Raw genomic sequence first — 12,405 nt, 5'->3', positions numbered from 1 at the left:
TAGAATAGCCACATGACTGGGGGTTTTAAAATGGATAAAGTAAAGTTAGGCAAAACCGATTTGCATGTGACTCAGCTTGGTCTTGGCTGCATGTCGCTAGGGACTGATGCTAAGAAAGCAGAAGAAATTGTGAATGCTGCTTTAGATGAGGGGATTAACTATTTTGACACAGCAGATTTATATGATTTTGGTGAAAACGAAAAAATCGTAGGACAAGCCTTAAAAAAAGTCAGAGATCAGGTCGTCATCGCTACTAAGGTCGGAAATCGATGGAACGAAAATCGAGATGGTTGGTCATGGGACCCAAGCAAAGCTTATATAAAGGAACAAGTAAAAAATAGCTTGCAAAGACTTCAGACGGACTATATTGATTTGTATCAACTTCATGGTGGCACCATTGATGACCCCATTGATGAGACAATAGAAGCATTTGAGGAGTTAAAACAAGAAGGCTATATCCGTTACTACGGTATCTCTTCCATTCGACCAAACGTAATTAGAGAGTATGCCCGGAAATCGGCCATTGTTTCGGTTATGATGCAATATTCTATTTTGGACCGAAGACCGGAAGAAATAATGCCGTTGCTTGCAGAAAATGAAATAAAAATTGTGGCCAGAGGTCCTGTTGCAAAAGGGTTGTTGACAGATCAATGGGTGAGCAAGATTTCCGATAAGGTGAAGGAAGAGGGTTACCTTGATTACACTTATGAAGAACTAAAAGAGTTGTTAGGTGCACTGCAACAAAATCTTTCAAACCATAGAAGTATGACATCTATTGCCTTAAGCTATGTTCTCTCCAACCCTAATGTAGGAGTTGTAGTTCCTGGTGCATCTAGTGTGGAGCAATTAAGGAATAATGTGAAAGCTGTTCGAGAACCTTCTTTAAGTAAGGAAGAAATTCAATATATTCGTAAGATTTCGAAGATGAATGTTTATAGTCAGCATCGTTAAGTCAAATTCAAGTATAAAGTGGAAAACGGGACAGGCCGAGTGGGTCTGTCCCGTTTTGTTGTTGGAGCGCTGACAAACGGGACAGTTATCAAATCCAACGGTAATTTTGTTCATTTATTTTTATTCACATTGCATTTTTACGGTTGAGCTACCTTTGTTGTTTGTAAAAACCCTAACATTTTTTCAACAAATAGTGTGGGATTCTCTAATGGAAGTAAATGTGCTGCATTAGGGAAAACCTCTTTCTTAGTATTCGGTACCCCCTCATGGTACACATCTGCAATCTTATGGTAATCCTCAAAATCTAATTCTCCTACTAGTACATAGGTTGGAACTTTAATATTATCTAACTCTTCAATTGCATTTCCTGTTGGTAGAGGTACTCCTTCTCTAGGTTTTGAAAGGGCATGAAGGAACATGGTTTTTAATTTTTGGCAAACTTCCTCTAATCCCTTTTCTTCACGGTACGGACCATAGACACTTTTCCAATAAAGGAGTTTCATCATTTCGTCCTGATCTTGATTTTTAATGGTTTTTTGAAATTTCCGATGATAGTCCATGACTTCTTCGGACCATTTATGACCAACCATTCCTGCCCCTATAAGGCTTAAGCTTCTCACCATGTGTGGATATTTTAATGCGAATGATGGTGCAACAGTACCTCCATATGAATAACCGACGATATGGGCGGAATCGACGCCTAATTGTGTAAGGAGATCATGCATATCATCTAATAGTTGGAATTCTCCTGCTGGCATGGCCGTATTTCCGAACCCTCTTAGATCAAAACGAATGGTCCGGTATTCATGACCAAACGCTTCAAAATGTAAATCCCATAGTCTACTATCTGAATCAATTCCATGAATCAGAAGAAGAGGTTCACCCTCACCACATATCTCATAATACATCTCTACATTTGAAAGTTGAACATACCCCTTGGTCACTTGCATTTTATTCTCTCCCCTCAATAGATCCGATATATAGTAATTGGTCTGTTTCCCAACCATCTGCTCCACCATCTAGTAATTTAGCAACGTCTTTAAGTGTTTGCTCCAGCGATACAGTCTCCCCTTTTTTCTTTGTATATTCTTCGGCCACAAAGAATGGTTGAGTGAAATAGGCTTCAAGGCGGAGACCCCTCTTATAGATTTCAACATCATTGGCTGGTAATCGCTCTAATCCATTTTCCTGAACTAAGAATCTAAGTTCTCTATATCGACGAAGTAGTTTTCTTGCTCTTTGTTGGATGACCATATGTGTCTGCTCTAAATGCGAACCCTCTAGTACTACAGAAGTTGAAATGACCGGTTGAATCGCTGGGAACATTTTTCTAGCTGTTAATTCGGCATCAAATTGCCACAAGGTATCTAACGGACCATATGGTTCATCTTCATCTACTACTTCCCCACGAGGGTCCACAAGTAATGTGGTAACGCTTTCGATTCCTGCACTACCGAAATGTTCTTGTAAGGTGAAAATTTCTCCTGATAGAACAATGGAACGATCTGCAGCAAGCACAACTTCCCTTTTCTTTCCTTCAGCTAAAATGTAATTTGATACTTCTTCAGTCGAATGGCATACCTTCTCGACTACGTCTATTACATCTGATATTCCCACACTTGCTTCTTCAGGTACTAAGAAAACAGTCGCATACCCTTGTGCTTTTAGTCGATATAAAACCTCTGAGAGTACAACAAGTTGACCCATTCCAGGTCGAGCTACAAAACCAATTGTTCCTCCTTTAGTTAATGGAGCAAAAAGATCTAAAACCTTTATACCTGTTTCAATCATCTCCCCTTCACTCCCCTTTATTAAAAGTTCATCAACACTGCACTCGGCTAGAGATGCAAGAGCCACAAGGGTTCGTACTTCTGCTCGTGCAATCGGTATTTTTCCTGTACAAAGGTTTGAAACCGTTGCAGGGCGTAAACCGACTGAGCGAGCAGCAGAAGTTAAGTTTGGTACACGACGACGGAGTAATGAAACGTTTAGTTTTAACTGATCCATCTAAAATCCTCCTCTCTTTACTTTATATGGTATTTAATTTTACGCTGAAACGCAATAGATTTTTCACTGTAAAGCAAAAAAAATTTCCTTGAGGAGTAATTTAGGTAATATTTAAGTGCAAATTGAATTAGAAAATGTGGGAACTGCTTGAAATTAAAGTCTAAATTAAAGATCGGTTCTGAAAACCGAAGTTTTTGAGCCGAATATGTAAGATACTGGTAAATCATGCTCAGAAACCTATGTTTTTGTGTCGAATATGTAATATACTGGTAAATCTTCCTCGGAAATCTATGTTTTTGTGCCGAATATGTAAGATGCTGGTAAAAATAGCTCAGAAACCAATTTTTTTGTGCTGAATATGTAATTTACTGGTAAAAATAGCTCAGAAACCAATTTTTTTGTGCCGAATATGTAATTTACTGGTAAAAACGGCTCAGAAACCAATGTTTTCGTACCAATATGGAACATACTGGTAAATTCACTCAGAACCAGAGAAAACGGTAAGAAGAACTCGGAATACAAATCTTCCCAAGGTAAAATTAACAAAAAAAAAGACCCTTTCCAAAAAGGGTCCCTAACTAGCTTATTTATAACTCTTCCAGTCTAGATTACTTTCATTCAAAAGCTCTTCAAACGATTTATTTTTTTCACGGAGTCGGCGTTCTTCACGTTTCCTCGCCTCTTCCTCTTCTAATTTTTTCTTTTCCACTTCTTTTAGCTCCAATTTGGTCTGCTGAAGCTTCTCTAATAAATCTGAATTCAAACGGTCTTTTAAAGAAGAATCTTGTTGTTGTTTTTTCATCTTACTATCCTCCCTTACCAACAGTATACCAATTTTTAAACGCCGAAGGGAGTAGAAGACTTGATTAAAAAGCTTCCAGTTTTAAATCGTCCGCAATGATTAAATCTGGTTCTGTGGATTGGACAACATCTTCCACTGAATACCCTTTGGCCACTTCTCTCAAAACAAGCCCCTTTTCGGTTACGTCCACGACAGCCCGGTCCGTGATAATACGATCGACGACCCCTTTTCCGGTTAAAGGAAGGCTACATGTATTTAAAATTTTGGCTGCTCCATCCCGATTGACATGCTCCATAATCACAATGATTTTCTTGGCACCATGAACAAGGTCCATGGCTCCACCCATTCCTTTAATCATTTTACCTGGGATCATCCAGTTAGCAAGGTCACCATCTTTAGAGACCTCCATGCCACCTAAAATCGCAACGTCTATATGGCCGCCACGAATCATCGCGAATGATTCAGAGCTATCAAAATAACTAGCCCCCTCAGTAGCGGTTACGGTTTCCTTCCCAGCATTGATTAAGTCAGCATCTACTTCTGCTTCCTTTGGATAAGGTCCAATACCAAGTAAACCATTTTCAGATTGAAGGACTACCCGTTTGTTTTCACTAATGTGATTCGCTACTAGAGTCGGCATCCCGATACCTAGGTTTACATAGTTACCGCTCTCGATTTCTTTCTCCGCTCTTTTGGCAATTCTTTCGCGCATTGTTTTTTTATCAACCTGTACCATTGTGACTCCCCCTTTAGCTAGAAACTGTTAGTCTTTCAATTCGTTTTTCCTGTTCACCGACAATAAGTCCTTGCACATAGATACTTGGCGTATGAATGAGATTCGCATCTATCTCTCCAGGTGAATATAGTTCCTCTACTTCGGCAATGGTTACTCTTCCTGCAGCCGCGATCATTGGATTAAAGTTTCGAGCCGTTTTACGGTAAATCAGGTTCCCCATCGTATCCGCTTTCCATGCTCGAACCAAGCTAAAGTCTGCCGTGTAAGACTCTTCTAGAAGATACTCTTTTCCATTAAATACTCTTGTCTCTTTTCCTTCTGCTATCGGTGTACCTACTCCAGCAGGCGTATAAAAGGCAGGGATCCCGGCTCCACCCGCTCTAATTTTTTCAGCTAGCGTACCTTGTGGGACCAATTCTACCTCAATCTCACCAGAAAGCACTTGTCTTTCGAACTCTTTATTTTCTCCTACATAGGAACCTATCATTTTCTTAATCTGCTTATTTTGTAATAGTAAGCCTAGACCCCAGTCATCTACACCACAGTTGTTAGAAATAACCGTTAAATCTTTTACTCCTTTTTCAACAAGGGCTAAAATTAAATTCTCTGGAATTCCACAAAGACCAAACCCTCCAACCATAAGAGTAGCTCCATCCTGAATATCTTTTACAGCGTCTTGAAAACTTGAATAAATCGGCTTCATTTAAAGTTCCTCCTTTACTTTACATTTTCAATAACAGTAGCAACCCCTTGGCCGCCACCAATACACAAAGTCGCTAGACCATATTGATCGTTTCTTCTTTTTAGTTCATGAATAAGTGTTACAAGGATCCTTGCTCCACTCGCTCCAATTGGATGACCAAGTGCAATAGCACCACCATTTACATTTAAAATATCATGGTTAAACTTTAATTCACGATCTACAGCGATGGATTGTGCAGCAAAGGCTTCATTGGCTTCAATTAAGTTCATATCAGATAATGCTAAAGAAGCCTTCGTTAATGCCTTTTTCACTGCCGTAACAGGGCCAATTCCCATAATGCTTGGATCTACACCAGCAGCTGCATTCGCTTTTATGGAAACTAGAGGTGTTACACCTAGTTCATCTGCTTTTTTACGACTCATAACCACTAGTACAGCTGCCCCATCATTGATACCTGAAGCATTACCTGCTGTCACACTTCCATCTTTTTTAAACGCAGGGCGAAGACCATTTAATTTTTCAATGGTGGTACCCTTCTTTGGATACTCATCCGTATCAAAGATAATAGGGTCGCCTTTCCTTTGTGGGATGGAGACAGGTGTAATTTCATCTTTAAACTTGCCAGCCTCTAATGCCTGTGTAGCTTTTTCCTGACTTCTTTGGGAAAAAGCATCTTGTTCTTCTCTCGTGATATTGTATTGGTCACATAAATTTTCTGCGGTAATTCCCATATGATAATTATTAAACGCGCACCATAATCCATCTTTTATCATGGAATCCACCATCTTTTGGTCTCCCATTTTAAAACCGTCTCTAGCGTTTTGTAATAAATATGGAGCCTGACTCATATTCTCCATTCCACCTGCTACAACCACATCTGCATCTCCAGCTATAATGGCCTGTGTGGCTAAATGAACCGCTTTTAAACCAGAACCACAAACTTTATTGATGGTCATGGCAGCGACTGTTTCAGGCAGACCAGCTTTTATCGCTGCCTGTCTCGCTGGGTTTTGTCCGATTCCCGCTTGCAACACATTCCCCATAATTACTTCATCCACTTGGTCTACTGCGATTCCTGCTTTTTGTAGCGCTGCTTGTATAACTGTTGCACCAAGTTCTGGTGCAGATATATTTTTAAGGCTTCCGTTAAAGTTTCCAATCGCCGTTCTGACAGCGCTTACAATTACTACTTCATTGTTTTGCATGAATAATCCCCTTTCTGTGTACAATCAAACGTTACCTAGTAATAAATTTCGATTTTGTCTGTAAAAAATCCTCTAAATTTGTCTAATTCTCCTATTTTTCTTGCCATTCTGAAAAATAACTCGCTACAATTGTATGAGAAGGGGTGAAGTATTCATGACGATAACATATCCAAAAAAGGTGACAATTGTTGAAGTTGGGCCAAGGGATGGGCTTCAAAACGAAAAACAGTTTGTTCCAACTGATGTAAAAATTGATTTTATAAAAAATTTGTTTCATGCAGGAATAAATGAAATGGAAATCACCTCATTTGTCTCTCCAAAATGGGTGCCACAAATGAAGGATGCCGGGGAAATTGTTGAAGCGTCAAAATCTTACTCACAACAGCAAATTGTTTTAGTTCCAAATCAAAAAGGAATTGAAAGAGCTATTGATACCGGTTGTCATTCTTTAGCCGTATTCGTTGGGGTAAGTGATACATTTAATAAGAAAAATATCAATAAAACGACAAGGGAAAGTATGGATGAATTGTTACCAATTATTCAAAAGCTCAAAAATCAAGGCATTTTTGTAAGGGCTTGCATTTCTACTTCTTTCTATTGTCCGTATGAAGGTAAAATCGAAAAAGAGAGAGTCGTGGATCTATGTAGGGAATTTGTTGAAGGTGGAGTCGACGAATTAAGCGTCGCAGATACAATTGGAATGGCGAATCCTATGGAATGCTACACTTTATTTTCCGATTTAAAGGAAGCCTTCCCAAATACACTTATTACTGCGCATTTCCACGATACACGAAAAATGGCTCTGTCAAATATTCTGGCGAGTTTACAAGCTGGAGTCGATCGCTTTGATTGCTCAGCTGGAGGACTTGGTGGATGTCCATTTGCACCAGGAGCCACAGGTAATGTAGCAACTGAAGATGTGGTGTTTATGCTTCATCAAATGGGAATTGAAACAGGAATTGATCTTCCGTTGTTACTGGATGCTGTCGATGGGATTGCCAACCACGTGGAAAGACCACTAGATAGTGCACAATACCGTCTGCGTAAACAAGGCTCCGTTAATCAGGCATAAACTGAAGGTTGAAAGCTCAATATATAAAAAAAGGAAAGGAGACTCAACATGAGCCAAAAACGTGAAAAAGGAAATAGTCAAAAAGGGAAGCCAAATGCAGATAAGTCGCGCACTACTATGTCAAAAGAGACATTAAATCAAGCCATTCATCCTACGAATAGACAAAATAGTCCTCAATAAAAAAAGGCTACATATTGCGGTCGTCCACGATGTGGATGACCGTTTAATATGAGCCATTTTCTATTACTATACCTTTTTAAAAGCTCTCCGTTCTGCATACTCTGAGCACGGTACACAAACCCTAATGGTTTCATTTTGGTCATTCGCGTATGTTCGTAGTGGTTTTACACTTCTCTTGCATATTGCACACTTCTTTTGAAAGAAATTGAAAAAACCCATTTACATCCCACCCACTTTTTCACACAGACTTCCTACTCTATCATACGTAACGAACACGTCATTAGTTCTAGTTTCAGGAAAGATGCACTACCAGGTTATAGTCGTTAATATTCCACAACTCGTTTCTGAAATGGATTGTCGTTATACTTCCGTTCATCAGTTTCGTTTTACCAGAGCCAATTTCACCATTTGATAACGCACCTAATATGGCATTGATGACTCCTCCGTGAGCCACTAATAAAATACTTTTGTTTGGGTACTTTTCGTGAATCATATGTAATCCTTTCATAACTCTCTCTTTTAATGCATCCCAGCTCTCAATCGTAGGATGGTCCTTGTCTAGTATTTCTCTAAGATTGTCATCAATGATTTGACCAGATACTTCTCCGTAATCCCTTTCCATGAATGCTTCCATTTCAATAATTTCCTCAAACCCGAGGTGCTCATTGATTAGAGTGGCTGTTTGTTTTGCTCGAGTCATTGGACTTGAAATCAAGTAATCAAACTGATGGTCCTTTAAGTACACTCCGCAGTCCACTGCTTGTTTTCTACCATTTTCGTTTAATGGAATATCTTCTCTTCCTTGAATCCTTCTCAGTGCATTCCAATCTGTTTCTCCATGGCGGACTAAACAAATTTTCGTCATACGTCTTCCCCCTTAATCTCGTTATCTACAAGTATACTTTTCAGGTCAGAAATGCGGTAGTGTTTCGGTTCTAATACGAGGCAGTTGCTACTATACGATATCGGATCTCCTGTCCACTTCGAACACCTTGCCGGACAATGATTCCGCAATCCAGCTGTTTTTCTGCTTTTTGAGGATAAAAAAAGCCATGCCACATCAGCGGCATAGCTTCTCCTAAAGTTCTCCATTATAAAACTGAAAATATCCCAGTTTCCAAGAAATATAGCTAAAACAAAAGAATGCAACAACCATCAGTAACACAAATAACCAATCGGTTTTGGATACAACCATTGTTTTATAAAATGAGCGATTTTTATCTCCAGTAAAGCCTTTCGATTCCATCGCAATCGCGGTTCGTTCTGCTTTTCGTATTGCACTAGCTAAAAGAGGGATTGAGTATCGCCTCATTTGTGCAAAATGGTCTTTAATGGTTTTCGCACGGCTGACTCCACGAATTTGATGGGCTGAGCGTATGATAAATAATTCGTCTTTGAACGTTGGTAGGAACCGGAACCCAGCTAATATTCCATATGCAAGCTTTGGTGGCAGCTTACATTGTTGCATTAAACTCAATATAAACTTCGTTGGTTCCGTAGTAAAAATGAACAGTAAGGATAAGGTAGAAAAGCAAAGGACTCGTAAAGATAGAGAGATAGCTGTAAAAAAAGTTTCAGATGGAACTTCAAGCCACAACACTTGGTAAACCGTGGTCTCCCAACTTGGTTCCTTTGCAAAAGCAACTGTTGTCCAAAAGAAACCAAATGCAATGATAAAAAATGGTAAAAAGTACAGGATCCATTTTTTAAAAGATACTTTTCCCAGTAAAAAAGTAATGACAATGGTCCAAACTAAATAAAGAAGTGGAGTAACCGGGTCAAAGACAAAGGCTAATAAAAGAATAACGAGTGTAACCGTTAGAGCCTTCACACTCGGATTTAACATTTTAAGATACATATACCCGTGCTCTCCTTTGAAGATCTTGTTCTATTTTCTTCTCAAATGGCAGGAGTAAATTCATTTCCTGTAGAAAGAGAGGATCCTGCTCCCATAAATCTTCAGGAGAGCCATCAAATGCCACTCCTCCATCTTTTAATACCACCACTTTATTCGCATATTGGTGAACAAGATTCATATCATGTGTCACCAAAATAATAGATGAGCCCCGCTTCTGTCTTTCTACTAATAAATTCATTAACTCTTCGGTAGACTTCGCATCCTGTCCGAAAGTAGGTTCATCTAGAATGAGGATTTGCTGTTCATCTACAATCATTGTCGCCACACTTAGTCGTCTTTTTTGACCTTGACTTAATACAAATGGATGTTCATTTTCTAAACCGTTTAGCTGGCAAGTCGTTATAATTTCTCCCACCTTTTTGTCGAGAGCCTCACCTGTAACACCCTGCATTTTGAGTCCGAACGCAATTTCTTCATAAACTGAATCCGTAATAAATTGGTGCTCTGGATTTTGAAATACAAACCCTATTTGCTTTCTCAGTTCATCATCACGATAGGAATGTAAAAGCTGATGATGCAGCCGTATTTCTCCACCACTAACCTTCTTAATACCTGATAACAAGTGAGACAATGTTGATTTCCCTGCCCCATTTGGTCCTACAATGGCTAACATATCCCCTGTTTCTAAATCAATAGAGACATCTTTTAATATATCTTTTTTCAGCGTCCCAAAAGAAATATTTTTAGCTGAAAGAATGGTGTCCGTAGAATAGGTTTCCTTTCGAGCTACCATTCTCATACTAAGTAAATGTTGAATGACTCCATCCACGTCCTTAACTTCTTCAATCAGTTCTTTTTCTTCTAACGGTATACATTCCTCATTTAATAGTCCTACACTTTTCAATGCTTCCCCCAACGCAAGTGAGTGCGGAATCCAAATCCCCTGTTCCTTTAGCTGTTGATAATGCTGACTAAATCCTTCAATTGGTAAACCGTCAAATATTAAATGGCCATTTTTATTTAGAATGATACAACGATCGATTAAAGGCATCCATGGATCTAACAGATGCTCAATAACTATTAAAGTAAATCCTTGTTCTTGCTGAAGAGTATGGATGGTTTTTATAAATTCCACACTAGCAATAGGGTCTAAATTTGCGGTAGGCTCATCTAGAATTAAAATGTTGGGTTCAAGTACAAGCACGCAGGCTAAAGCAAGTTTTTGCTTCCATCCTCCAGATAAGGAAGAAATGGTTGCATTTCGGTATTCTCGCATTCCCACTAAGTCAAGAGCATATTCAATCCTTTCTTCCATACGTTCTTGTTTAACCCCAATATTTTCGAGTCCAAATGCTATCTCATCCTCTACGGTTAGCATACAAAACTGGCTTTCTGGGTCTTGAAACACGACTCCAACAACCTGACTTAGCTCTCCAGGCTCATACTCAACTGATTTTCTATCTTTTATATAAATATTCCCTTCTAGTATCCCGTCAAGATCTCTAGGGTATAGACCGTTCAGGCAGTATGTTAACGAGCTTTTTCCGCAACCACTAGGACCCAATAGTAAGACTCTCTCCCCTTGTTCAACAGAAAATTGAATATGATTTAGTGTTGGCTGTTTGACCTCTTCATACTGAAGAGTAACTTGATCAACCCTCATCATTTTTTTACGACACCTTTTTCAAATTTTTAGCTCTTACTTCTTTCCCTAAAGCAAATCTTGATAGGACTCCCGTTTTTGCTAATCCATCACTAATACTCTTTCCAAGAAGTCCCGCAATAAGTGCTCCACTAATCAATCGCGCTACAAACATCGCGGTTACATAACCGGTGGATAACGCTGCAAAACCTCCTAAAAAGTAACCCCAAACAAAGCTTGTTACTGCAGAACCCATTCCTGCAAGCATTAAAATAATGGTTGTATAATTTCTCCAACGAGTGGCTGCGAAAACCGCTTCCGCTCCAAGCCCCTGAATCATACCTGAGACAATCAGCATGGGACCCACTGCATTTCCAATTAAAACTTCAACAGTTGCAGCTATGGTTTCTGAAAGAAATGCAGCACCTGGCTTTCTTATTATGTAAGCAGCAATGATGGAAACAATAAACCAAATCCCAAAGATCAGGTCATATCCAATGGGGCCGAAAAAACCTACAAGGATTTTTCCAACCGGTAAAAAGGCCAAATATACCACTGCAAAAACGACAGACAATACGGCCATTACAACAATTTCTCGCATGTTCCATTTAGCCAATTTAGTTCCCTCCTTTTTTTGTAGAAGGACTATTAGCAGAAATATTAAAAGTCATCACGACATGAGACACATGTTTTTCAACATTCGTAAAGCAATTCTCAAGACCCGTAAAAATCGAGTGAGCCTCTCCATCTAGTCTTGTTGCATAATGAACACTCGTGACTTCTACACCCTTGTCTTTTATCTTTTGAACTTCACTATAAATCGCATCCATGTACTCTCCATTTCCCATCGGATAGAGCGCAAACTGACAAGCCACTGGTTGTTTAATTTCTGCTGATTTTTCTGCATTTAAACGTTCATCGTTCTCTACTAAGTAAACGTCACCCTCCGAATCGCCAGGACAACCAATTGAATAGGTACCATTGATTACTACATGCTCTCCAGTTTTCGCAGCATGAAGAAAAATAGCTTTTGTTACATCAAATACATGCGAGATTCTCCCCCGAATACACGTACTGACATCATCTGTTTGAACCCAGACCTTCGAAGTATCTACTTCTTTTAAAGCAGATAGAATCACATTCACAAAATCATCTGTCATTGGATACAATGAAAAACGACATCCTGCAATTCGACTTGTACCGCATGCTTGCATCTGTTCCATATAAATCTCTCCCTATTTGTTTTTAG

15 protein-coding genes are annotated in these 12,405 nt (G+C 39.2%); 3 read left to right on the top strand and 12 right to left on the bottom strand.

What is annotated here, in order from left to right; translation table 11 throughout:
• Positions 1-30: 30 nt before the first annotated feature.
• Positions 31-951 carry an aldo/keto reductase gene (locus tag ABDZ91_RS20955; RefSeq protein ID WP_343803687.1) on the top strand — a complete coding sequence of 307 codons (921 nt, stop codon included), beginning with the start codon at positions 31-33 and terminating at the stop codon, positions 949-951.
• Positions 952-1,088: 137 nt separating this feature from the next.
• Here ABDZ91_RS20955 and ABDZ91_RS20950 read toward each other — a convergent pair whose 3' ends face one another.
• The 6 genes from ABDZ91_RS20950 to ABDZ91_RS20925 all read right to left on the bottom strand — a co-directional run bounded on the left by ABDZ91_RS20950 (position 1,089) and on the right by ABDZ91_RS20925 (position 6,404).
• The gene (locus tag ABDZ91_RS20950; RefSeq protein ID WP_343803684.1) at positions 1,089-1,901 is read right to left on the bottom strand and encodes an alpha/beta fold hydrolase; all 813 of its coding nucleotides are present in this window, start codon (positions 1,899-1,901) and stop codon (positions 1,089-1,091) included.
• A 1-nt stretch (position 1,902) separates the two neighbouring features.
• Positions 1,903-2,958: a P-loop NTPase family protein gene (locus tag ABDZ91_RS20945; protein ID WP_343803681.1), complete on the bottom strand. Its 1,056-nt coding sequence runs from the start codon at positions 2,956-2,958 to the stop codon at positions 1,903-1,905.
• A gap of 583 nt (positions 2,959-3,541) precedes the next feature.
• Positions 3,542-3,760 carry a YqkE family protein gene (locus ABDZ91_RS20940; RefSeq protein WP_343803678.1) on the bottom strand — a complete coding sequence of 73 codons (219 nt, stop codon included), beginning with the start codon at positions 3,758-3,760 and terminating at the stop codon, positions 3,542-3,544.
• A 64-nt stretch (positions 3,761-3,824) separates the two neighbouring features.
• Positions 3,825-4,496, bottom strand: coding sequence for a 3-oxoacid CoA-transferase subunit B (locus ABDZ91_RS20935; RefSeq protein ID WP_343803675.1), 672 nt, complete (start codon positions 4,494-4,496; stop codon positions 3,825-3,827).
• Between the two features lie 13 nt (positions 4,497-4,509).
• Positions 4,510-5,199: a CoA transferase subunit A gene (locus ABDZ91_RS20930; RefSeq protein ID WP_343803672.1), complete on the bottom strand. Its 690-nt coding sequence runs from the start codon at positions 5,197-5,199 to the stop codon at positions 4,510-4,512.
• A gap of 14 nt (positions 5,200-5,213) precedes the next feature.
• A complete protein-coding gene (locus ABDZ91_RS20925) occupies positions 5,214-6,404 on the bottom strand; it encodes an acetyl-CoA C-acetyltransferase (protein WP_343803669.1) in 1,191 nt (396 codons plus the stop codon).
• Between the two features lie 154 nt (positions 6,405-6,558).
• On the opposite strand from ABDZ91_RS20925, the gene ABDZ91_RS20920 reads away from it, so the two are divergent.
• Both ABDZ91_RS20920 and ABDZ91_RS20915 read left to right on the top strand, forming a co-directional pair.
• Positions 6,559-7,476 (top strand): hydroxymethylglutaryl-CoA lyase, encoded by a 918-nt coding sequence (locus tag ABDZ91_RS20920; RefSeq protein ID WP_343803666.1) that lies wholly within the window; start codon positions 6,559-6,561, stop codon positions 7,474-7,476.
• Between the two features lie 48 nt (positions 7,477-7,524).
• Positions 7,525-7,656: a hypothetical protein gene (locus tag ABDZ91_RS20915; RefSeq protein ID WP_343803664.1), complete on the top strand. Its 132-nt coding sequence runs from the start codon at positions 7,525-7,527 to the stop codon at positions 7,654-7,656.
• A 292-nt stretch (positions 7,657-7,948) separates the two neighbouring features.
• Here ABDZ91_RS20915 and ABDZ91_RS20910 read toward each other — a convergent pair whose 3' ends face one another.
• From ABDZ91_RS20910 to ABDZ91_RS20885, 6 genes are all read right to left on the bottom strand, one after another.
• Positions 7,949-8,521, bottom strand: a complete 573-nt coding sequence (locus tag ABDZ91_RS20910) for a histidine phosphatase family protein (RefSeq protein WP_343803661.1) — start codon at positions 8,519-8,521, stop codon at positions 7,949-7,951.
• Positions 8,522-8,591: 70 nt separating this feature from the next.
• Complete coding sequence (locus tag ABDZ91_RS20905) at positions 8,592-8,726, bottom strand: hypothetical protein (RefSeq protein ID WP_343803658.1); 135 nt, start codon at positions 8,724-8,726, stop codon at positions 8,592-8,594.
• An 8-nt stretch (positions 8,727-8,734) separates the two neighbouring features.
• Entirely contained in the window at positions 8,735-9,514 is a 780-nt protein-coding gene (locus ABDZ91_RS20900; RefSeq protein WP_343803655.1) for an energy-coupling factor transporter transmembrane component T family protein, read from the bottom strand.
• Positions 9,504-11,180 carry an ABC transporter ATP-binding protein gene (locus ABDZ91_RS20895; protein ID WP_343803652.1) on the bottom strand — a complete coding sequence of 559 codons (1,677 nt, stop codon included), beginning with the start codon at positions 11,178-11,180 and terminating at the stop codon, positions 9,504-9,506. The genes ABDZ91_RS20900 and ABDZ91_RS20895 overlap by 11 nt, the downstream gene beginning before the upstream one ends.
• A 4-nt stretch (positions 11,181-11,184) precedes the next feature.
• Positions 11,185-11,757, bottom strand: a complete 573-nt coding sequence (locus ABDZ91_RS20890; protein ID WP_425541888.1) for an ECF transporter S component — start codon at positions 11,755-11,757, stop codon at positions 11,185-11,187.
• A 16-nt stretch (positions 11,758-11,773) separates the two neighbouring features.
• A complete protein-coding gene (locus ABDZ91_RS20885) occupies positions 11,774-12,379 on the bottom strand; it encodes a YkoF family thiamine/hydroxymethylpyrimidine-binding protein (protein ID WP_343803646.1) in 606 nt (201 codons plus the stop codon).
• Between the last annotated feature and the right edge of the window lie 26 nt (positions 12,380-12,405).

The organism is Bacillus carboniphilus (assembly GCF_039522365.1).
Classification (GTDB): Bacteria; Bacillota; Bacilli; order Bacillales; family JC228; genus Bacillus_BF; species Bacillus_BF carboniphilus.
Note: the sequence above shows the minus strand (reverse complement) of the source record. Positions and strands in the feature narration are given on the sequence as shown.

Bases quoted from the DNA above. Each gene is read 5' to 3' on its own strand.
- ABDZ91_RS20955 (WP_343803687.1), top strand. From the start codon at position 31: ATGGATAAAGTAAAGTTAGGCAAAACCGATTTGCATGTGACTCAGCTT.
- ABDZ91_RS20950 (WP_343803684.1), bottom strand. From the start codon at position 1,901: ATGCAAGTGACCAAGGGGTATGTTCAACTTTCAAATGTAGAGATGTAT.
- ABDZ91_RS20945 (WP_343803681.1), bottom strand. From the start codon at position 2,958: ATGGATCAGTTAAAACTAAACGTTTCATTACTCCGTCGTCGTGTACCA.
- ABDZ91_RS20940 (WP_343803678.1), bottom strand. From the start codon at position 3,760: ATGAAAAAACAACAACAAGATTCTTCTTTAAAAGACCGTTTGAATTCA.
- ABDZ91_RS20935 (WP_343803675.1), bottom strand. From the start codon at position 4,496: ATGGTACAGGTTGATAAAAAAACAATGCGCGAAAGAATTGCCAAAAGA.
- ABDZ91_RS20930 (WP_343803672.1), bottom strand. From the start codon at position 5,199: ATGAAGCCGATTTATTCAAGTTTTCAAGACGCTGTAAAAGATATTCAG.
- ABDZ91_RS20925 (WP_343803669.1), bottom strand. From the start codon at position 6,404: ATGCAAAACAATGAAGTAGTAATTGTAAGCGCTGTCAGAACGGCGATT.
- ABDZ91_RS20920 (WP_343803666.1), top strand. From the start codon at position 6,559: ATGACGATAACATATCCAAAAAAGGTGACAATTGTTGAAGTTGGGCCA.
- ABDZ91_RS20915 (WP_343803664.1), top strand. From the start codon at position 7,525: ATGAGCCAAAAACGTGAAAAAGGAAATAGTCAAAAAGGGAAGCCAAAT.
- ABDZ91_RS20910 (WP_343803661.1), bottom strand. From the start codon at position 8,521: ATGACGAAAATTTGTTTAGTCCGCCATGGAGAAACAGATTGGAATGCA.
- ABDZ91_RS20905 (WP_343803658.1), bottom strand. From the start codon at position 8,726: ATGCCGCTGATGTGGCATGGCTTTTTTTATCCTCAAAAAGCAGAAAAA.
- ABDZ91_RS20900 (WP_343803655.1), bottom strand. From the start codon at position 9,514: ATGTATCTTAAAATGTTAAATCCGAGTGTGAAGGCTCTAACGGTTACA.
- ABDZ91_RS20895 (WP_343803652.1), bottom strand. From the start codon at position 11,180: ATGATGAGGGTTGATCAAGTTACTCTTCAGTATGAAGAGGTCAAACAG.
- ABDZ91_RS20890 (WP_425541888.1), bottom strand. From the start codon at position 11,757: ATGCGAGAAATTGTTGTAATGGCCGTATTGTCTGTCGTTTTTGCAGTG.
- ABDZ91_RS20885 (WP_343803646.1), bottom strand. From the start codon at position 12,379: ATGGAACAGATGCAAGCATGCGGTACAAGTCGAATTGCAGGATGTCGT.